Source organism: Paeniglutamicibacter quisquiliarum (assembly GCF_019084045.1).
Classification (GTDB): Bacteria; Actinomycetota; Actinomycetes; order Actinomycetales; family Micrococcaceae; genus Paeniglutamicibacter; species Paeniglutamicibacter quisquiliarum.
The window spans coordinates 111,843-131,280 of the sequence record NZ_JAHRED010000003.1 but is presented as its reverse complement, the minus strand read 5'-3'; the positions used below and the strand labels follow the sequence as shown (position 1 = coordinate 131,280).

15 protein-coding genes are annotated in these 19,438 nt (G+C 66.1%); 9 read left to right on the top strand and 6 right to left on the bottom strand.

The window, feature by feature from the left end; translation table 11 throughout:
* Positions 1-18 precede the first annotated feature (18 nt).
* The 5 genes from KRR55_RS07260 to KRR55_RS07240 form a co-directional block, all read right to left on the bottom strand.
* Positions 19-1,275: an aminopeptidase P family protein gene (locus KRR55_RS07260; protein WP_217388409.1), complete on the bottom strand. Its 1,257-nt coding sequence runs from the start codon at positions 1,273-1,275 to the stop codon at positions 19-21.
* Between the two features lie 223 nt (positions 1,276-1,498).
* Positions 1,499-1,735 carry a hypothetical protein gene (locus tag KRR55_RS07255; protein ID WP_217388408.1) on the bottom strand — a complete coding sequence of 79 codons (237 nt, stop codon included), beginning with the start codon at positions 1,733-1,735 and terminating at the stop codon, positions 1,499-1,501.
* 239 nt (positions 1,736-1,974) lie between these two features.
* On the bottom strand, positions 1,975-3,375 hold the full coding sequence (locus tag KRR55_RS07250; protein ID WP_254455953.1) for an MFS transporter: 1,401 nt from the start codon (positions 3,373-3,375) through the stop codon (positions 1,975-1,977).
* Positions 3,376-3,629: 254 nt separating this feature from the next.
* Positions 3,630-4,424, bottom strand: a complete 795-nt coding sequence (locus KRR55_RS07245) for a creatininase (protein ID WP_217388407.1) — start codon at positions 4,422-4,424, stop codon at positions 3,630-3,632.
* 207 nt (positions 4,425-4,631) lie between these two features.
* Entirely contained in the window at positions 4,632-6,215 is a 1,584-nt protein-coding gene (locus KRR55_RS07240; RefSeq protein WP_217388406.1) for a purine-cytosine permease family protein, read from the bottom strand.
* Between the two features lie 175 nt (positions 6,216-6,390).
* Here KRR55_RS07240 and KRR55_RS07235 point away from each other — a divergent pair, with 175 nt between their 5' ends.
* Positions 6,391-7,893: a PucR family transcriptional regulator gene (locus KRR55_RS07235; protein WP_217388405.1), complete on the top strand. Its 1,503-nt coding sequence runs from the start codon at positions 6,391-6,393 to the stop codon at positions 7,891-7,893.
* 52 nt (positions 7,894-7,945) lie between these two features.
* Here KRR55_RS07235 and KRR55_RS07230 read toward each other — a convergent pair whose 3' ends face one another.
* Positions 7,946-8,617, bottom strand: a complete 672-nt coding sequence (locus KRR55_RS07230) for a GntR family transcriptional regulator (protein WP_217388404.1) — start codon at positions 8,615-8,617, stop codon at positions 7,946-7,948.
* A 165-nt stretch (positions 8,618-8,782) separates the two neighbouring features.
* On the opposite strand from KRR55_RS07230, the gene glyA reads away from it, so the two are divergent.
* From glyA to KRR55_RS07190, 8 genes are all read left to right on the top strand, one after another.
* Positions 8,783-10,105: a serine hydroxymethyltransferase gene (glyA, locus tag KRR55_RS07225; protein ID WP_217388403.1), complete on the top strand. Its 1,323-nt coding sequence runs from the start codon at positions 8,783-8,785 to the stop codon at positions 10,103-10,105.
* Positions 10,106-10,109: 4 nt separating this feature from the next.
* The gene (locus KRR55_RS07220; RefSeq protein WP_217388402.1) at positions 10,110-11,327 is read left to right on the top strand and encodes a sarcosine oxidase subunit beta family protein; all 1,218 of its coding nucleotides are present in this window, start codon (positions 10,110-10,112) and stop codon (positions 11,325-11,327) included.
* 17 nt (positions 11,328-11,344) lie between these two features.
* The gene (locus KRR55_RS07215) at positions 11,345-11,653 is read left to right on the top strand and encodes a sarcosine oxidase subunit delta (protein ID WP_217388401.1); all 309 of its coding nucleotides are present in this window, start codon (positions 11,345-11,347) and stop codon (positions 11,651-11,653) included.
* Positions 11,650-14,562 carry a sarcosine oxidase subunit alpha family protein gene (locus KRR55_RS07210; RefSeq protein WP_217388400.1) on the top strand — a complete coding sequence of 971 codons (2,913 nt, stop codon included), beginning with the start codon at positions 11,650-11,652 and terminating at the stop codon, positions 14,560-14,562. The genes KRR55_RS07215 and KRR55_RS07210 overlap by 4 nt, the downstream gene beginning before the upstream one ends.
* Positions 14,555-15,172, top strand: a complete 618-nt coding sequence (locus KRR55_RS07205) for a sarcosine oxidase subunit gamma (protein ID WP_217388399.1) — start codon at positions 14,555-14,557, stop codon at positions 15,170-15,172. The genes KRR55_RS07210 and KRR55_RS07205 overlap by 8 nt, the downstream gene beginning before the upstream one ends.
* 216 nt (positions 15,173-15,388) lie before the next feature.
* Positions 15,389-16,255, top strand: coding sequence for a formyltetrahydrofolate deformylase (gene purU / locus KRR55_RS07200; RefSeq protein WP_217388398.1), 867 nt, complete (start codon positions 15,389-15,391; stop codon positions 16,253-16,255).
* A 146-nt stretch (positions 16,256-16,401) separates the two neighbouring features.
* Positions 16,402-18,543, top strand: coding sequence for a heavy metal translocating P-type ATPase (locus KRR55_RS07195; RefSeq protein ID WP_217388397.1), 2,142 nt, complete (start codon positions 16,402-16,404; stop codon positions 18,541-18,543).
* Between the two features lie 116 nt (positions 18,544-18,659).
* Positions 18,660-19,421: a MerR family transcriptional regulator gene (locus KRR55_RS07190; RefSeq protein ID WP_217388396.1), complete on the top strand. Its 762-nt coding sequence runs from the start codon at positions 18,660-18,662 to the stop codon at positions 19,419-19,421.
* Positions 19,422-19,438 lie beyond the last annotated feature (17 nt).

The window sequence follows — 19,438 nt, the reverse complement described above, 5'->3', positions numbered from 1 at the left end:
CATCATGCCAGTTCGATGCTAGGCATCAATGATGTTGTTTTCCGGACCGAAGCCGAACTTGGTGATGTTCTCGACTCCGCCGTCCTCGCCGATGACCAGGATGTCGTGTTCGCGGTATCCGCCGGCTCCCGGCTCGCCGTCCAGGACGGTGATCATCGGTTCCATGGAGACAACCATGCCCGGTTCAAGGACCGTGTCGATGTCCTCGCGCAGCTCCAGGCCCGCTTCGCGGCCGTAGTAGTGCGACAGCACCCCGAAGGAGTGGCCGTAGCCGAAGGTGCGGTTGGGCAGCAGGCCGTGGCCGATGAAGATCTCGTTGAGCTCGGCGGCAATGTCCTTGCAGACCGCTCCGGGCTTGATGAGTTCCAGGCCGCGCTTGTGCACCTCGACGTTGACGTTCCACAGCTCCAGGGATCGGGCGTCCGGCTCGCCGAGGAACAGGGTGCGCTCCAGGGCGGTGTAGTAGCCGGAAGTCATCGGGAAGCAGTTCAGCGAAAGGATGTCCCCGCGCTCAAGCTTGCGGGTGGTTGCCCAGTTGTGGGCGCCGTCGGTGTTGATGCCGGACTGGAACCAGACCCACGTGTCGCGCACTTCGCGGTGCGGGAAGGTCTTGGCGATCTCGTGGACCATGGCCTCGGTGCCGATGAGGGCGACCTCGTATTCGGTGATGCCCTCGCGGATCGCGGCCTTGATGGCCTCGCCGCCCAGGTCGCCGATGCGCGCACCGTGCTTGATGACCTCGATTTCCTCGGCGGACTTGATCATGCGCTGGCGCATGGCGTCCTGCGAGACATCCACCAGGGTGGCGCCCTCAAAGGCCGCGCCGATTGCCTGGCGGGTGAACAGGGCCAGGGCGTCGTCCTCGACGCCGATGCGCGCGGCCTTCACGCCGTCGCGCTTCAGGGCTTCCTGCAGACCGTAGTAGAAGTTGTCGCGCTTCCAGTCCGTGTAGACGATGTTGTCGCCGTAGCTGGTGCGCCATGGCATGCCGGCGTCGATGTTCGCGGTCACGGTGGTGGAGTTGTTCGCGGTGACCACCAGGGCGTAGTTGCGTCCAAAGGTGGTGTAGAGGAAGTCGGAGTAGTACTTGATGCCGTGGTAGCTGGTCAGGATGACCGCATCCAGTTCCTTGGCGGCCATGATCTTGCGCAGGCCGGTCAGGCGGCGCTCGAACTCGGCATCCGAGAAGGTCAGCTGCTGCTTGGTGCCGTTGTGCAGCGTCTTGAGGCGCTCGAGGTCGGAAACGTTGGTGGCGCTGTGAGCGGTGGTGGTCAAGGTATTGACTCCTTAGAAGTAAACAGGTGGCAATGGAGACCGGCCCAATCAAAAGGATTGCGTGGATTCTTGGGAACCGCCGGAGAAAGTTTCGGACTGTTGCACTCATTGCAACGCCGTTGCACTCAGATTATGTGTGCCCCAGCTCACTGTCAAGTGGTTTCCGGCGAACTTCGAAAGATTTCCGACCAGGGCTGCTCGACGGGGCCTTTTGCGGTTACTTTCAAGGAGCCTGCCCCACGACAAAAGCAAAGGTCGCGGTCTCCGCCATTGCGGACACCGCGACCCTCACGCGACCTTCACGCGACCAGCCGGCCCCGCGTAGCCCAGTGTCGCCGTTGCCCTCCTCCCTCGAATCGGGAACGAAGACCAGAGCCAGGTCAGGGTTGTTGATGAAACTTTCCAGCTGCCCGATCGCCTTGTCACGCTTGAGCAGTCGCCGGATCAGCTTGATGATCATCAGAATGATCACTTATGGAAACGGGAACGCACCGATGATTGCGCCGGTTTGCACGGCGTCGCCCTGATGAAGCGAAGAAGCCCCACCGACACAGCGGACTTGGCGCCGCAATCGGTTTCGGCACTCAAGGCCGAATGCCGAGTCGCCTTGTCCGGCGACAAGTTATGGCACCTCCAAGACGATCTTCCCGGCCATCAACCCACCCTTTCGGGCATCTACAACCTAGGTGACAACCGCGTTTAGCTCAGCGGCTTCTTGCTGGTTTCGACCGAGAAGGCGACCGCGACCAGGGAGATGACGGCTGCTCCCATGAGGTACCAGCCGGGGGCCAGGTCGGTGCCGGAGCTGGCGATCAGGACGGTTGCCACGAAGGGCGCGGTGCCACCGAAGAGCGCATTGGACAGATTGAAGCTCACGGCGAATCCGGAGTAGCGGACCCGGGTGGGGAACATTTCGGCCAGGAAGCTGGGTAGCGTCCCGTCATTGAGGCTCAGCATCGCGCCGAGCAGGATCTGCACCAGGACGACGACGAGGAAGTTGCCGGTTTCCAGCAGCATGAACGACGGGACCGTCAGCACCACGAACAGGATCGATGCGCTCATCAAGACCTTCTTGCGCCCAAAGCGGTCCGAGAGCATTCCCACCACGAAGATGAATCCGATGTACGTGGCCAGTGCCACGGTGGTGGCGACATAGGATGCGGTTTCGCTCAGCCCGATGTTTTGGGAAAGGTGGGTGGGCATGTAGCTGAGGATCAGGTAGAAACCCACGGCATTGAGCAGCACCGCACCGACGGCCTGCACGAGCTGGCGCCAGTGGTTCTTGAACAGCGAGCTGACCGGGGCCTTGACTGCATTGTCTTCCTTGGCCAGTTCCTTGAAGACCGGCGAGTCCTCGAGCTTGGTCCGGATATAGCGCCCGATCAAGCCCATGGGTGCGGCCAGCAGGAACGGCAGACGCCAGCCCCAGGACTGCATTTGCTCGGGTTCCAGCATGCCCGTCAGCAGCGCCGCAAGCAGCGAGCCGAGTAGCAGGCCGGTGGCGGTGCTTGCCGGAACAACGGCGGCGTAGAGGCCTCGCCGGTTGGCCGGTGCATATTCCACCAGGAAGGCGGAGGCTCCCGCGTATTCGCCGGAGGCGGAGAACCCCTGGACGACTCGGATGATCAGCAGCAGGATCGGCGCCCAGATCCCGATGGTGTTGTAGGAGGGAATCAAGGCAATGCAGAAGGTTGCCGCGGACATGATCAGGATCGACCACGAGAGCGCCTCGCGCCGGCCGATCTTGTCTCCCAGGTGGCCCCAGACGAATCCGCCCAAGGGACGGACCAGGAACGAGATCGCGAAGAGTGCGAAGGTGAGCATCAGGCCGGTTGCCGGGTCGGAGTCCGGGAAGAAGACCGCCGTGATGGTCACGGCAAGGTAGCCGTAGACGGCATAGTCGAACCATTCCACGAAGTTGCCGATGAAGCTGGCGGCAACGACCTTGGTGCGGGTTTTCTTGCCGATCCCGGCCGGGTCCGGACGGCCCTGCCCGCTGAGCGTTGGGCCGAGGTCGGAGGCCTGGCTATTGGTGAGCGTGCTCATTGCAGAACGCGCGCGGGCACCGTTGCCGTCCGCGGAGTTGTTGCGCTGAATCATTTGGGAACCACCAGAGTTTATTTTGGTTGCATTCGTTGCAACACTGTTGCGCTCACTTTATTTGTGTCCCGCATCACTGTCAAGGGTCGCGCTTGGCCCGCTCCACATTTGTTGCCCGTGGCGTTAAAAAGTTTGGACGCCCGGTCTCCCGGGCGCCCAAACTTGCACGATATTCATGCCCTACGGAACCGTCGACAAGCCCGCTCACGCTCGCCGACGATGCGCCATGCCGGCATGACCGGCCACAATGGCCGCTACCTGACAGCCAGGGATTCCAGTGCCAAGGAGTATTCGTCCTCGATGGCCCGGGCCACGCCGTTGGTCACGGCGTCCAGGAGCAACTTCCCTCGTTCGGCGCTGGCGCCCAGTGGCGAGGACAGGCATCCGCTGGCCGGGGTGCGCGCCGGATCCTCGGGGAAGATGTCGTAGGGCTTCAGCTGCGCCGGCGGGTGGTCGACCGCACGGGACATGTCGACCTTTTCAGGGTGCAACAGCAGCATGAGGGAAGTTTCCAGCACCCCGCCGTGCTCAATGTCCCAGCCAAGGAAACCATCAGGGAAGACCTTTTCCAGCGTCTCCGCGTCAACGAAGTCCCAATAGGAGAGCAGCATCGCCCGCGCATCGCCTCCTGCTTCCCGGGCCCGGCCCACCGCAATTTCCAGCCCCTCGTAAATGAATTGGTAGTTTTCGAAGTGGCCGTTGAGTATGACCACCTTGGTGAACCCCTGCCCGAGGAAGGAGCGGGCAATGTCTTCCACCTGGCCGGTGAGCGTTGCCCCGCTCAGGCTCGTGGTTCCGACCCTGTGATTACCCCCTCCGGAGCGCGGCTGCGACTTGTATCCATAGGAAAGGGTCGGCGCCACCAGGGCGCCCAGCTTCTCGGCCACCACTCCGGCAATGGCGCGCGACAGCATCGCGTCAACGCCCAGCGGCATATGTGGGCCATGTTGTTCGGTGGCGCCGGTGGGAATGATGACCGTTGCTTGGGGCTGGACTACGTATGCGGCAAAGGTTTCCGCATCAATGTCTTCCAGAAAAACCGACTGCATCGAGGTACTCCTTGTGGTGTTGGCGCGTGGCGTCCCGTCGCTGATTCGCCCCGCGCCATGCGATTTATGGGATTGGGCCTGGGAAATCCAATGGCGATCAAAGCAACTTGGCCGCGTTGATCATCACGGCACTCCAGCCCGTGGCATGGTGGTGCGGGTCCCGCGGCCGATGCTTCGGCCACGGGACCCACTGGTCTTCACCGGCCCCTAGGAGCCGATCTTGTGCTTTGCGGATGCCGGCTCCGGGTGCGAAACCTCGTCGTCGATCCGCTGCTCGGCGAGCAGGAATTCCGCGCTGCCATGCTGGCGAATGAACTCCGCGTCGGAGCAGTCAATCTTCAGTCCCAGCGGCACTCCCTGTTCGATGCGGGACTTGAATCGGCTCAGTCCCAAGAAGTAATACAAGCCGGCGCTGGTGGCGGTTCCGGCCAGCCAGGAGAAGTCGATGCCGCCCACCGCGGTGGCGATCGGGCCCTGCAGGGGCGGGATCGACCCGTACATGCACATCCAGGTCATGAAGATGCCGCCGGCGAAGGCAATGAATGCAGCGGGGTTGAAGGACTTGAGCTTGGTCGACCTGGGATCAAGGAACAGGTAGGAGAAGTCCTTGTGGCGGCGTTCGAAGACGAAGTAGTGCACCGCCATGATCCCGCCCCAGGTGGCAACCCAGGCCGCGATGGCAATGATCCAGTTGTGCAGGACCTCGGCAAAGTCGTGGGCGAAGAGGAATGCGATGACGGCGGCCATGGACAGGACGCCAACCAAGAGGGAAAGCTTCTTTCGCGAGACGTTGATGTCCAGTGCCTGCGTTGCAACACCGAAGGTGTACATGTTGATGATGTTGGTGGCGATCGGCCCGTGGATGACCAGCAGGATCACGGGGATCGACAGGGTGCCGAAGGATTCCACGATCAGCTGGCCGGGATCGGCGGTGCCGTTCTTGGTGGCGAGGCTGGCGCCCAGGATGCCGAGCCAGACGACCGGGAGGAACTGGCCAAGGACACTGACGAGGTAGAGCTTGTGGGTCTTGATGCGCTTTGAGACGAAGCGGGAGTAGTCCGGTGCGTAGGTGAACCAGCCGATTCCCCAGCCAATCCCGATGGCGGTCATGATCGAGGACATTGCCGCGATGCGCGGCATGCCGGTGAGGACCTCGCCGACGGGGCCCTGGTAGCTCCAGTCGATGTCGAGCTGGGTCCAGGCGAGAATCGACATGGCGATCAGCACGATGATGGTCGGCGGCATGGTGATGCGCTCGAAGCGGGCGATGGCCTTGTAGCCGCGGTAGCAGATGGCCACTTGGATGGCCATGATGACCGCCGCCGTCGAGATCTTCCACAGCAGGTTGCCTGCGGTCGGATCGACCCAACCGATCATGCCGAACAGGGCCATGATCAAGTCGAGGATGACCCAGGTGTTGACCGCGGACCAGCCGATGGCAATGACAGCCTGGATGGCGGCCGGCAGGTAGGCCCCGCGGCGGCCAAATGCGCCTCGGGCCAGCAGCATGCCGGTGGCGCCGGTCTTCTGCCCCAGAACGACGAAGAATCCGAAGCCGAGCATGCCGATGACGTTTCCGGCAATCAGCACGGTCAGGGTATCGGCAAGGCCCAGGCCCAGGTGGATGCCCAAGGCTCCGAGGATCCAGTTGATGGGGGCGACATTGGCCCCGGCCCAGATCCAGAACTGCCCGGAAAGCTTGGTGGTCCTGGCGGATTCGGGTATCGGCTGAAGGGAGTCCTCGACCTCATGGGTCACGCTTTCAGATGAACTGGCAACATCTCTACTCATTGGTTCACTCTCTCGACTGCGGTGGTTCGACAAGAACTTACCCACCAGCGTAGGAGTGATCTTCACCACCTAGTACACTCAAAATGTATATTTATAATCCAGTCTCGGTGACAAAGTGTCACCTAGCGGCGCTTCCGCCCATCAATCGTTCCGTTTCCACCCCAAGGATCCGTGCATGCTTCTCCGCCTCAAGGACGTTCTGGCCAGTCCCCTCTTCGCCAAGGCGCGGCCGCGCGTCGTCGCCGGCGCCGACCAGGTCCCGCACAACGGGGTCCGCTGGGTGCACTCCAGCGAGGTCCTCGAGATTGCGCCACTGTTACGGGGTGAGGAACTATTGCTCAGTGGCGGCCAGACGCTCCTGGCTCTGCGCCCCGAAGCCCAGGTCCAATACATCCAGAGCCTGGCGGAGCGAAAGGTCGCGGCGCTGGCCATTGAGACCGCCGGACTGAACAAGAGCCTCTCCCGAGAGCTCATAGATGCAGCGGAAGCCGCCGGACTGCCCCTGATCGAATTGCGCGCCACGGTTCCTTTTGTGGAACTCGCGGAAACCATCAACCGCAGCATCGTCTCCGCCCATGCCTTGGCGCTGCAGCGTGCCGACGAGATCTCCCAGCGCCTGGCCCACCAGATCGCCACCTCCGGCCCCAACCTGGCTCCGTTGATTTCGTTGATCGCGGAGGCCCTGGAGGCGAACGCCCTTCTGGTGGACCTGGGCGGCATCACCCTGGCCAGCAGCCGCGCGCTCCCCGAGGACGAGATCGGGATGGAAATCGTCTCCGACATCTTCGTCAGCAACGTGGTCGGCGCCAGGCTGCACCTGGAAAGCCGGCACCCGTCCGAGCGGGAACTGCTGACCACGGTTGCCGAGAGGCTGGGCAGCATCCTGGCATTGGCCCTTTCCCAGCACCACCGGCCCACGCGCTCGCAAATCGCCGATTCGGCACTGATGCAGGCCATCATCCGCAACTCGGGCGACGGCGAGGTCAAGGACCTGTGCACGAGGGTCGGGCTCGAGGTGAATGTCCCGGTGGCCGTGGTCATTTTCCGCGGCGTCGAGCTGGGCCGGATGCGCAGTACCCTGGAACGGATCCTGCGGCGCAACAGCCCGGACATCAAGACGTACCTCGATGGCGACTACCTCTATGGGCTCATCCCGCTCAGGGGCCGCTCCCCCAAAGATGAGAGGCGGAAGATCCTCAGGGGGTTGCGCGGTGAAATCGGTGCGGTGCCCGTTCAAGGCGTCTTTGGTCCATGGGTAGCCGATGCCACGCACGGTTCGTGGTCGCTGCAGGAGGCGTTCCTGACCGAGCGGCTGGCCCTGCCCATGCCGGATTCCGGCGGGCTGCGTGATTGCGGGGAAGTGGTCCTTGAACGCCTCTGCGTCCGGGAGCTGGGGCGCGACTCGGTGGACCGCTTTGTCCAGGAGAACCTTTCGGACCTGATCGGCCACGACACCATGCGCGCCGGCGACCTGGTGGCGACCCTGGATGCGTGGCTTACCTCGGGGTGCAATTCCACGGCCGCCGCCGCGTCCCTCTTCATGGAACGCCAGACGCTGCACAAGCGGCTGAACAAGATCTTCGAGCTGCTGGGCGGCGATCCCCGCGGCACCTCGCGCCTCGCGGCCCTGCAACTGGCCACCAAGCTGGCCACGTCCAACATGGCCGGCGGAAAGTAGGTTCCCCGCCGCGCGGACTCTTCTCCCCGCGTCCGCGCCGACAGTTCCCGCCCTACAGCACCGCGCGAATCGTCCGCTCGAAGCTGGTGATGTGATCCAGCGCCATGGCCTCGGCCTTGTCGGCCTCGCCGGCGACGATGGCTTCGAGCAGGTCGACATGTTCCTCAATGTGCCCGGAGACCGACGGGACCTTGTCCAGCACCAGGCACCAGATGCGGGTGGCCAGGTTGTCCAGGCGGATCAGCGTTTCCTCGAGGTGGGGGTTTCCCGCGGCCCGGTAGATCAGTCGGTGGACGCTGAGGTCATATTGCATCAATCCGCGCTTGTCGACCTTCTTGTCCCCCAGCCGTCCGATGTCCTTGGCCAACGCGCGGAGAGCGTCGCGGTCCGCGTCCGAGGCGCTGAGCGCGGCCTTGCGGGCGGCCAGCGGCTCGAGGGAACGGCGCAGCTCGGAGACGTCGGCAAGTTCGGTGATGTCCACGATCGTGGCAAACGTGCCGCGGCGCGGATAGGAAATGACCAGGTGGTCGATCTCCAGGCGCTTGAGCGCCTCGCGCACCGGGGTGCGCCCGACCCCCAGTTCGAGGGCCAGCTGGCCGTCGTTGATCGGCTCCCCGGGGCGGATGTCGAGCATGATCAGGCGGTCGCGGATGTCGCGGTAGGACTGCTCGGCCAGGGATACGCGTTCGCCCAACACCTCCGGGCTTGCGGTGACAGTACTCATGCGGATGTCTCCTTCACTTTGCCGAGGTACGGATTCACTGTAGTTCGATCGGCTTCACGACTTATTTGCGATGGCCATTGACACCATGTGATCCCCATCATAGCATTGCAACCAGTTCTGATATATCAATCATAAACAACTTGTACTTCAAGGAGTGAATACTGGATGACGGCCCTGAACACCACGCTTGTCGAGTCAACGCTGACCCAAAGCATTGCCACCCTGGATCCGGAGATCGCGGAGCGCATCGACGCGGAGCTGGCGCGCCAGCAGCGCGGGCTGGAGATGATCGCCTCGGAGAACCACACGGCCCTTGCGGTGATGCAGGCGCAGGGTTCGGTGCTGACCAACAAGTACGCCGAGGGCTACCCGGGCAAGCGCTACTACGGCGGCTGCGAGGAGGTCGACGTCGTCGAGACCCTCGCCCTGGAACGCGTCAAGGCGCTCTTCGGTGCCGAGTTCGCCAACGTGCAGCCGCACTCCGGCGCGCAGGCCAACGCCTCGGTGATGCACGCGCTGATCCGCCCGGGCGACACCGTCATGGGCCTGAACCTGGCCCACGGCGGGCACCTGACCCACGGCATGAAGATCAACTTCTCCGGCCGCCTCTACAACATCGTCCCGTACGGCGTCGAGGAGGACACCCTGGTGGTGGACATGGACAAGGTCGAGGCCCTGGCCCTGGAGCACCGGCCGAAGATGATCGTCGCCGGCTGGTCCGCCTACCCGCGGCAGCTGGACTTCGCGCGGTTCCGCGAGATCGCCGACAAGGTCGGTGCGTACCTGTTCGTGGACATGGCGCACTTCGCCGGCCTGGTGGCCGCCGGGTTGCACCCCTCGCCGGTGCCGCACGCCCACGTGGTGTCCTCCACCACGCACAAGACCCTGGCAGGTCCGCGCGGCGGGATCATCCTGACCAATGACGCGGACATCGCCAAGAAGGTCAACTCGGCGGTGTTCCCCGGCCAGCAGGGCGGCCCGCTGGAGCACGTGATCGCGGGCAAGGCCGTGGCGTTCAAGATCGCCGCGACCGAGGAATTCAAGGAGCGCCAGGAACGCACCCTGGCCGGGGCGAAGATCCTGGCCGAGCGCCTGGGCGCCGCGGATGTCGCGGCCGTGGGCATCAGCGTGCTGACCGGCGGCACCGACGTGCACCTGGTCCTGGTGGACCTGCGGAACTCGGAGCTGGACGGGCAGCAGGGCGAGGACCTGCTGGCAAAGGTGGAGATCACGGTGAACCGCAACGCGGTCCCGTTCGACCCGCGTCCGCCGATGGTCACCTCCGGGCTGCGCATCGGCACCCCGGCGCTGGCCACCCGCGGCTTCTCCGAGGCCGCCTTCGTGGAGGTCGCGGACATCATCGCCGAGACCCTCATCGCCGGCACCCAGGAAAACAACGAGGCAACGCTCGCGGCCCTGAAGGACCGCGTCCACGCCCTGGCCAACGCACACCCCCTCTACCCAAATCTCGCCCCGATTGGAGCATAAGAACATGGCCGACATCCTCCCCGAGCACCCCGAATTCCTCTGGCGCAACCCGGAACCCAAGTCCTCCTACGACGCAGTCATCGTCGGCGGCGGCGGGCACGGCCTGGCCACCGCCTACTACCTGGCCAAGAACCACGGCATGACAAACATCGCCGTCCTGGAACGCGGCTGGCTGGCCGGCGGCAACATGGCCCGCAACACCACCATCATTCGTTCCAACTACCTCTGGGACGAATCCGCGGGCATCTACGAGCACTCCCTGAAGCTTTGGGAGCAGCTGCCCGAGGAACTGGAATACGACTTCCTCTTCTCCCAGCGCGGGGTCATGAACCTGGCCCACACCCTGGGAGATGTGCGCGAATCGATGCGCCGGGTCGGGGCCAACCAGCTCAACGGCGTGGACGCCGAGTGGATCACCCCCGAGCAGGTCAAGGAGCTGTGCCCGATCATCAACATCGGGGACGACATCCGCTACCCGGTCATGGGCGCCACCTACCAGCCGCGTGCGGGCATCGCCAAGCACGACCACGTCGCCTGGGCCTTCGCCCGCAAGTGCGACGAGATGGGCGTGGACATCATCCAGAACTGCGAAGTCACCGGCTTCATCAAGGACGGCAACCGGGTCACCGGGGTCAAGACCAGCCGCGGCACCATCAACGCCGGCAAGGTCGCGCTCTGCGGCGCCGGGCACTCCTCGGTGCTGGCCGAGCAGGCCGGCTTCGACCTGCCGATCCAGTCCCACCCGCTGCAGGCACTGGTCTCCGAACTGCACGAACCGGTCCACCCGACGGTCGTCATGTCCAACCACGTGCACGTCTACGTCTCCCAGGCCCACAAGGGCGAACTGGTCATGGGCGCGGGCATCGACAGCTACAACGGCTACGGCCAGCGCGGCGCCTTCCACGTGATCGAGGAGCAGATGGCCGCGGCCGTCGAGCTCTTCCCGATCTTCGCCCGGGCGCATGTTTTGCGCACCTGGGGCGGCATCGTGGACACCACCATGGACGCCTCCCCGATCGTCTCCAAGACCCCGATCGACCAGCTCTATGTGAACTGCGGCTGGGGAACCGGCGGCTTCAAGGGCACCCCGGGCGCCGGCTACACCTTCGCCCACACCATAGCCAACGACGAGGCGCACGAGCTCAACGCGGGCTTCTCCATCGAGCGCTTCGAGACCGGCCACCTCATCGACGAACACGGCGCCGCAGCCGTGGCCCACTAGAAAGGGATCCACACAAAATGATGCTCATCGAATGCCCCTGGTGTGGGCCCCGAAACGAGACCGAATACGGCTACGGCGGCGAAGCCCACGTGGCCTACCCGTCAGACCCCTCGGCCCTGAACGACAATGAATGGGCCAAGTACCTGTTCTACCGGCAGAACCCCAAGGGGCTCTTCGCCGAACGCTGGGTCCACTCCGCCGGCTGCCGCCGCTGGTTCAACGCGGTGCGCGACACCGTGACCTATGAATTCAAGGCCGTCTACAAGCCCGGCGAGCCCCAGCCCCTCAAGACCACCAACGCCCCGGCACAGGGAGGAACCAAGTGAGCACCACCTCTTCGCACCGACTCGGCGCGGAAGCAACGGCTTCGGCCCGCATCGACCGCACCCGCGAACTCTCCTTCACCGTTGACGGCAAGTCCTTCTCCGGCTTCGCCGGGGACACCGTGGCCTCGGCCATGCTCGGCGCCGGCATCCGCTCCTGCGGCGACTCGCTCTACCTCAAGCGCCCGCGCGGCATCGTCTCCGCCGGCGTCGAGGAATCCAACGCGCTGGTCAAGATCGGCGCCCGCTGGGCCGGCCATGTGAACGAATCGATGCTCCCTGCCACCACGGTGGAGCTCACCGACGGCATGGACGTGACCCTGCTGCAGGGCCTGGGCCAGCTTGACCCGCGCACCGATACGGCCATCTACGACCGCAAGCACGTGCACACCGACGTGCTCATCGTCGGGGCCGGCCCCGCCGGACTGGCGGCCGCCCGCGAGGCGGCCAAGTCCGGCGCCCGCGTCATCCTCATCGACGAGCAGCCCGAGGCCGGAGGCTCGCTGCTTTCGGCCTCCACCGAAACCATCGACGGCAAGAGCGCCGCGCAGTGGATCGCCGAGACCCGAAAGGCACTGGCGGAAGCCGAGGAGTTCACCCACCTTTCGCGCAGCACCGCGTTCGGCAGCTACGACGCCAACTACTTCGTGGCCGTCCAGCGCCGCACCGACCACCTCACCGGCGAGCTGGGCGCCGGGGTTTCCCGCGAGCGCATCTGGCACATCCGCGCCAAGCAGGTCGTGCTGGCCACCGGCGCCCACGAACGCCCGCTGGTGTTCGAGAACAACGACCGCCCGGGCATCATGCTGGCCGCCGCGGCCCGCTCCTACCTGAACCGCTACGGCGTGCTGGTGGGCGGCAACATCGTCGTGGCCACCACCAACGACTCGGCCTACGCGCTGGTCGAGGACCTGCTGGCCGCCGGCACCGCGGTCGCCGCGGTCATCGACGCCCGCACCGAACCCTCGGTCCGCGCCACCGAGCTCTCGGCCCGCGGCGTGCGCGTGATCCTCGGCTCCGTCGTTGCCGACACCGCGGCCGGCACCGACGGCTCGCTGGCCTCGCTCACCGTCGCCCGGCTCGATGCCGAGGGTGCGCTGGCCGGGGACACCGAGACCATCCACGCGGATGTCCTGGCGGTCTCCGGCGGCTGGAACCCCGTGGTCCACCTGCACTCCCAGCGCGAGCGCCGGCTGGGCTGGAACGAGGCGATCTCCGCCTTCGTCCCGGCGCACCCGGTGGCCAACCAGCAGACGGCCGGCGCCATGAACGGTCGCTTCGAGCTGGCCTCCGCGCTGGCCGAGGGCGCCCGCGCCGGCGCCGACGCGGCAACCGCCGCAGGGTTCAGCACCACCGCCTCGGTGCCCAGCGCACCGGTGGAGACCCCGGGCGCTTCCCGCGCCCTGTGGCTGGTGCCCTCGCTGAAGGGCGAGGCCGCGGACTACAAGAACCACTTCGTGGACTTCCAGCGCGACCAGACCGTGGCCGACGTGCTGCGGTCCACCGGCGCGGGCATGCGCTCGGTGGAGCACGTGAAGCGCTACACCTCCATCTCCACGGCCAACGACCAGGGCAAGACCAGCGGGGTGAACGCCATCGGCGTGATCGCCGCGGCGCTGGGCACCACCGACGTGGCGGGCATCGGCACCACCGCCTTCCGCGCCCCCTACACCCCGGTGGCCTTCGCGGCCCTGGCCGGGCGCGAGCGCGGGGAGCTCTTCGACCCGGCCCGCCTGACCAGCATGCACCCGTGGCACGTGGCCCGCGGCGCTCTCTTCGAGGACGTCGGGCAGTGGAAGCGCCCCTGGTACTACCCGCTGGAAGGCGAGGACATGGACACCGCGGTGTATCGCGAGTCCAAGGCCGTGCGCGACTCGGTGGGCTTCATGGACGCCTCCACGCTGGGCAAGATCGAGATCCGCGGCAAGGACGCCGGCGAGTTCCTGAACCGCATGTACACCAACGCGTTCAAGAAGCTCAAGCCCGGGCTGGCCCGCTACGGGTTGATGTGCAAGGCCGACGGCATGATCTTCGACGACGGGGTGACCCTGCGCCTGGACGAGGACCGCTTCTTCATGACCACCACCACCGGCGGGGCCGCCGGAGTGCTGGACTGGCTGGAGGAATGGCTGCAGACCGAATGGCCGGAACTGGACGTCAAGTGCACCTCGGTCACCGAGCAGGTATCGACCGTCGCGGTCGTGGGGCCGAAGTCCCGCGCCGTGCTGGCCAAGCTCGCCCCGGAGCTGGACCTGGACAACGAGTCCTTCCCCTTCATGGCCTTCAAGGAGACCGTGCTGGCCTCGGGCATCGCCGCCCGGGTCTGCCGCATCTCCTTCTCCGGCGAACTCGCCTACGAGATCAACGTGCCGTCCTGGTACGGCCTGAAGGTCTGGGAAGACGTGGCGGCGGCCGGGGAGGAATTCAACATCACCCCCTACGGCACCGAGACCATGCACGTGCTGCGCGCGGAGAAGGGCTTCATCATCGTCGGCCAGGACACCGACGGCACCGTGACCCCGCAGGACGCCTCGATGGAATGGGTCGTGTCCAAGGTCAAGGACTTCGTGGGCAAGCGGTCCTTCGACCGCAAGGACAACCAGCGCGAGGACCGCAAGCAGCTGGTCACCGTGCTGCCCGCGGACAAGTCGTTCCGCCTGCCCGAGGGAACCCAGCTGGTGAACGCCGGAACCAGTATCACCCCGGAGATCGCTCCGGTGAAGATGCAGGGCTTCGTCACCTCCAGCTACCACTCCCCGGCGCTGGGCCGCAGCTTTGCGATGGCGCTGATTTCCAACGGCCGAAACCGCATCGGCGAGGAACTGCAGGCGTACGTCGACGGCCAGCTGGTCGACGTCGTCGTGGGCGATACCGTACTTTTTGATTCCGAAGGGAGCCGTCGAGATGGCTGAGCAGGTTTTGACTGATATTTCCGTGTTGCGCACCAGTCCGCTGGCGCACCTGGCATCCGCACTCGAGCAGGGCTCGGTGCAAGGCGAACGCGGCGTGAAGCTGCGCGAGATCGCGTTCACCACCCAGATCGGGGTGCGCGCCGAGCCGGGGACCGAGGCGCACGCGGCGCTGTCCGCGGCAACCGGCGTGGGCCTGCCCGCCTCGGTGGGCCAGGTCGCCGGGAACCCGGAGGGCACCGCGGTGATCTGGAGCGGTCCGGACGAGTTCCTGGCCGTGGCCCCGGAGGGCACCGAGCTGTTCGCCGACCTGGTCCAGGCGCTGGGACAGGCCCCGGGGCAGGTGGTCGACCTCTCGGCCAACCGCACCGTCATCGAGCTCTCGGGCCCCAGTGCCCGAGAAGTGTTGGAGAAGGGCTGCCCGGCGGACCTGCACCCGCGCAGCTTCACCGCGGGAACGGCGATCACCACGGTACTCGGCCCGGTCCCGGTGGTGCTGTGGAAGAGCGCCGAGGACACCTTCCGGGTGCTGCCGCGTGCGTCCTTCGCCGACTACACGGCGCGCTGGCTGCTCGATGCCATGGCGGAATTCGCTTCCGCCCCCATCGACTAGGCGCCCGCCTTTCCGGCAAGCCGCCCCTTGGGCGGGCGGCCCCCTCCCCTCACCGGGGGTGGGGCCGCCCGCCCGCGGCCGTGGACGCAACACCGCCGCGAAGGATGCGGGGTTGCGGGCGAGCGGCACCTAAGATAACGAGCGGAATACCAGCAGCAATCAACAGACCACCCTTCGCGCGGCCCCGGCGGCCGCGCATGCATCGGAGTGCCGAAAGTGGAAACACAAACTGAAGTCGAACACATCCTCACCGTCGCCTGCCCGGAGCGCCCGGGCATCGTCCATGCGGTGGCCGGGTTCCTGCTTGCCCAGGGCCGCGACATCGTCGAGCTCAAGCATTTCGGGGACCGCCGCGCCGGGCAGTTCTTCATGCGCGTAGATTTTGCCGGACCCGACGCACCGGGCCTGACCGAGTCCATGCGCGCCGACTTCGCGGCGCTGGCCGACGAATACGGCATCGACTGGACGCTGGCGCCCAAGGGCACCAAGAAGCGCGTGCTGATCATGGTCTCCAAGTTCGACCACTGCCTCAACGACCTGTTGCACCGCGCGCGGTTGGGCGAGCTGCCGATCGACGTGGTTGCGGTGGTCTCCAACCACACCGACCACCAGTCCCTGGCGCAGTGGCACAACATCCCCTTCTTCCACGTGCCGGTCACCCCGGACACCAAGCCGGCCGCCGAGGCGCGCCTGCTCGAACTCATCGACGAGTTCGACGTGGAACTGGTGGTGCTGGCCCGCTACATGCAGGTGCTCAGCGACGAGCTCAGCCGCAAGCTCACCGGAAAGACCATCAACATCCACCACTCGTTCCTGCCGTCCTTCAAGGGCGCCAAGCCCTACCACCAGGCCTGGGACCGCGGGGTCAAGACCGTGGGCGCCACCGCCCACTACGTCAACGCCGAGCTCGACGAGGGCCCGATCATCTCCCAGCAGGTCCAGGACGTCGACCACACCTACTCCCCCGCGGACCTGGTGGCGGCAGGGCGCGACACCGAATGCAAGGCCCTGTCCAACGCGGTCAAGTGGCACTGCGAGGGACGCGTGTTCCTCTACTCCAACCGCACCGTGGTGCTGCGCTAACAAACGCACTACCATGCGTTCCGACCTTCGGGCCGGCGGGATCCTTCGGGTTCCCGCCGGCCCGAAGGCGTTTAATGCGCGGGACGCCCTCCTGAACTTCCTTGCGAGCCGTTGACATATACCCCCTAGGGGTATATGTTGACGGCATGAACGAACACCAGCACAGCACGGCGGCCCCGCCGGAACCGGAAAACCGCCGGTTTGGCGATGGACCGCATTCGGCACATCCGGAACACGACCACGCAAGCATGGTCCACCATGAACATGCCGGCCCCGGGCAGGGTGACCACTCGGGCCACGGCGGGCACGGAGACCACGTTGCGGTCTTCAGGAAGCTCTTTTGGGTCATGCTGGCCATCTCGATCCCGGTTCTGGCCTTCAACGCCATGTTCACCATGCTCATTGGCGTCACCTTGCCCCGAACTGCGTGGATCCCGTGGGTCTCCCCCGTCCTGGGCACGCTCATGTACCTCTGGGGCGGGCGGCCGTTCCTCTCCGGCGCCAAGGACGAACTCAAGGCCCGCAAGCCGGGGATGATGCTGCTGATCTCCCTGGGCATCACGGTCGCCTTCCTGTCCTCCTGGGGTGCGAGCCTCGGCCTCCTGGACCACGGACTGGACTTCTGGTGGGAACTCGCCCTGCTGATCGTCATCATGCTGCTGGGCCACTGGATCGAGATGCGCTCGCTGGCCCAAACCGCTTCGGCGCTGGATTCGCTGGCCGCGCTGTTGCCCGACACCGCCGAACGCGTCGTTGACGGCGGCATCCAGCAGGTCGCCCCCGGCGAGCTGGAACTGGGCGACGTGGTGGTCGTGCGCCCCGGCGGACGCATCCCGGCCGACGGGAAGATCACCGACGGAACCGCCGAAATGGATGAATCGATGATCACCGGAGAGTCCCGCACGGTGTCCCGCGGACCCGGCGCCCCCGTGGTGGCGGGGACAGTCTCCACCGACACCGCGGTCCGCGTGCAGGTCACCGCGATCGGCGCCGACACGGCGCTGGCGGGCATCCAGCGCCTGGTCTCGGACGCACAGGCCTCGAGCTCGCGGGCACAACGCGTGGCCGACACGGCCGCCGGCTGGTTGTTCTGGTTCGCCCTGGGCGCGGCCCTCGGCACCGCCGCCGTCTGGTCGCTGCTGGGCGATCCCGACGCAGCGGTCATCCGGACCGTCACGGTGCTGGTCATTGCCTGCCCGCACGCCCTGGGGCTGGCCATTCCGCTGGTGGTTTCCATCGCAACCGAGCGCGCAGCCAAGGGCGGGGTGCTCATCAAGGACCGGCTTGCTCTGGAGGGCATGCGCCAGGTGGGAACGGTGCTCTTCGACAAGACCGGCACCCTGACCGTCGGCGAACCCGTCGTCATCGATGTTGCCACCGTGCTCGGCCACTCCGAGGACCAGGTCCTGGCCCTGGCAGCGGCCGCCGAATCCGACTCCGAACACCCCCTGGCCAAGGCCATCACGCGGGCCGCGGGCGAACGTTCGCTGCACCTCTCCCCGACCACCGGCTTCCACTCCTCGCCCGCCGAGGGCGTCCGGGCCTCGGTGGACGGCGCCGCCATCGGGGTCGGCGGACCGCACCTCCTGGCCACCCATTCCCTTGAACCACTGGAGGCAAGCGAGGTCTGGAAGGCCCGCGGGGCGACCATCCTGCACGTGATCGCCGACGGCCGCGTCATCGGGGCACTGGCCCTGAGCGATGAGATCCGCCCCGAATCCCGCGAGGCCGTCAACGCGCTCCACGCCAGGGGGATTCAGGTGGTCATGATCACCGGTGACGCCGAGGAGGTGGCCGACGCGGTGGCCAGCGAGCTGGGCATCGACAGGGTCCTTGCCGGGGTGCGCCCGGAAAACAAGGCAGCGAAGGTCGCCGGCCTGCAGGCCGAGGGGCAGAAGGTCGCCATGGTCGGGGACGGCGTCAATGACGCACCGGCGCTGGCCCAGGCCGATGTTGGCATAGCCATCGGGGCCGGCACCGACGTGGCCATTGCCTCGGCCGGGGTCATCCTGGCCAGCGACGATCCGCGCTCGGTGCTCTCCGTCCTGGAGCTCTCGGCGGCCAGCTACCGCAAGATGAAGCAGAACCTGTGGTGGGCGGCCGGTTACAACCTGGTATCCGTTCCCCTGGCCGCCGGGGCGCTTGCCGGCATCGGCTTCGTCCTGCCGATGTCCGTCGGTGCGGTGCTGATGTCGGTTTCCACCGTCGTGGTGGCCCTGAATGCGCAGTTGCTGCGCCGTCTGGACCTGCGCCCCGGCGCCGGCCTCGAGGCGGACCGCAGGCGGTAGCCGGCACGGCCCCGGCGACCCGCGCGGTTGGCACCCATCCCCACCGGGGTGGGCGCCAACTGCGTCTCGGCGCACCTCTTGACATTGACGTTGCGTCAAGATTTACCGTTGATTCCATGGAACGGTCGATACAACAGGTCGCCAGGCTCGCCGGCACCACCAGCCGCACGCTGCGCCACTACGACGACATCGGCCTGCTGCCGCCCAGCCGCATCGGACACAACGGGTACCGGTACTACAACGAGGCGGCCCTGATCCGGCTGCAGCGCGTGCTGCTGCTGCGCGAGCTGGGACTCGGCCTGCCGCAGATCCACCAGGTCATCGAGGCCGAGGCGGACGAGGCCGCGGCGCTGGGAACGCATCTGGCCCTGCTGCGCGCCGAACAAGACCGCCTCGCCCGACGGATTGCCGCGGTGCAGCACACCATCGATTCACTGAAAGGAAGGGGAACGCTCATGGCAAAAAACATGTTCGACGGATTTGACCATACGGTGCACCGGGACGAGGTGGAGCAGCGCTGGGGCAAGGAAGCCTATGCCCGCTCCGACGCCTGGTGGCGCGGGTTGGGCAAGGACGGACAGGAGGACTGGAAGCTCCGGTTGAAGGAACTGGGGAACGACTGGATCGCCGCGGCCCGGGATGCCGGTATCACCCCGGATTCCCCGCAGGCCCAGGACCTGGCCCGGCGCCACGTCCAGTGGCTCACCGGCATCCCGGGAACCCCGGCGGCGGACCCGGGCGGCGACACCAAGGGGTACGTCCTGGGCCTGGCGGAGATGTACGTGGCCGACGAGCGCTTCGCCGCGAACTACGGCGGCATCGAGGGCGCAACCTTCGTGCGCGACGCCCTGGCGATCTACAGCAAGACGATGCCGTAGCCGAAAAAGTGCGGCCC

Excerpts from the sequence above, each read along its gene's own strand:
- KRR55_RS07255 (WP_217388408.1), bottom strand. The coding sequence starts at position 1,735 with ATGATCATCAAGCTGATCCGGCGACTGCTCAAGCGTGACAAGGCGATC.
- KRR55_RS07250 (WP_254455953.1), bottom strand. The coding sequence starts at position 3,375 with ATGATTCAGCGCAACAACTCCGCGGACGGCAACGGTGCCCGCGCGCGT.
- KRR55_RS07245 (WP_217388407.1), bottom strand. The coding sequence starts at position 4,424 with ATGCAGTCGGTTTTTCTGGAAGACATTGATGCGGAAACCTTTGCCGCA.
- KRR55_RS07240 (WP_217388406.1), bottom strand. The coding sequence starts at position 6,215 with ATGAGTAGAGATGTTGCCAGTTCATCTGAAAGCGTGACCCATGAGGTC.
- KRR55_RS07235 (WP_217388405.1), top strand. The coding sequence starts at position 6,391 with ATGCTTCTCCGCCTCAAGGACGTTCTGGCCAGTCCCCTCTTCGCCAAG.
- KRR55_RS07230 (WP_217388404.1), bottom strand. The coding sequence starts at position 8,617 with ATGAGTACTGTCACCGCAAGCCCGGAGGTGTTGGGCGAACGCGTATCC.
- glyA (WP_217388403.1), top strand. The coding sequence starts at position 8,783 with ATGACGGCCCTGAACACCACGCTTGTCGAGTCAACGCTGACCCAAAGC.
- KRR55_RS07220 (WP_217388402.1), top strand. The coding sequence starts at position 10,110 with ATGGCCGACATCCTCCCCGAGCACCCCGAATTCCTCTGGCGCAACCCG.
- KRR55_RS07215 (WP_217388401.1), top strand. The coding sequence starts at position 11,345 with ATGATGCTCATCGAATGCCCCTGGTGTGGGCCCCGAAACGAGACCGAA.
- KRR55_RS07205 (WP_217388399.1), top strand. The coding sequence starts at position 14,555 with ATGGCTGAGCAGGTTTTGACTGATATTTCCGTGTTGCGCACCAGTCCG.
- KRR55_RS07195 (WP_217388397.1), top strand. The coding sequence starts at position 16,402 with ATGAACGAACACCAGCACAGCACGGCGGCCCCGCCGGAACCGGAAAAC.
- KRR55_RS07190 (WP_217388396.1), top strand. The coding sequence starts at position 18,660 with ATGGAACGGTCGATACAACAGGTCGCCAGGCTCGCCGGCACCACCAGC.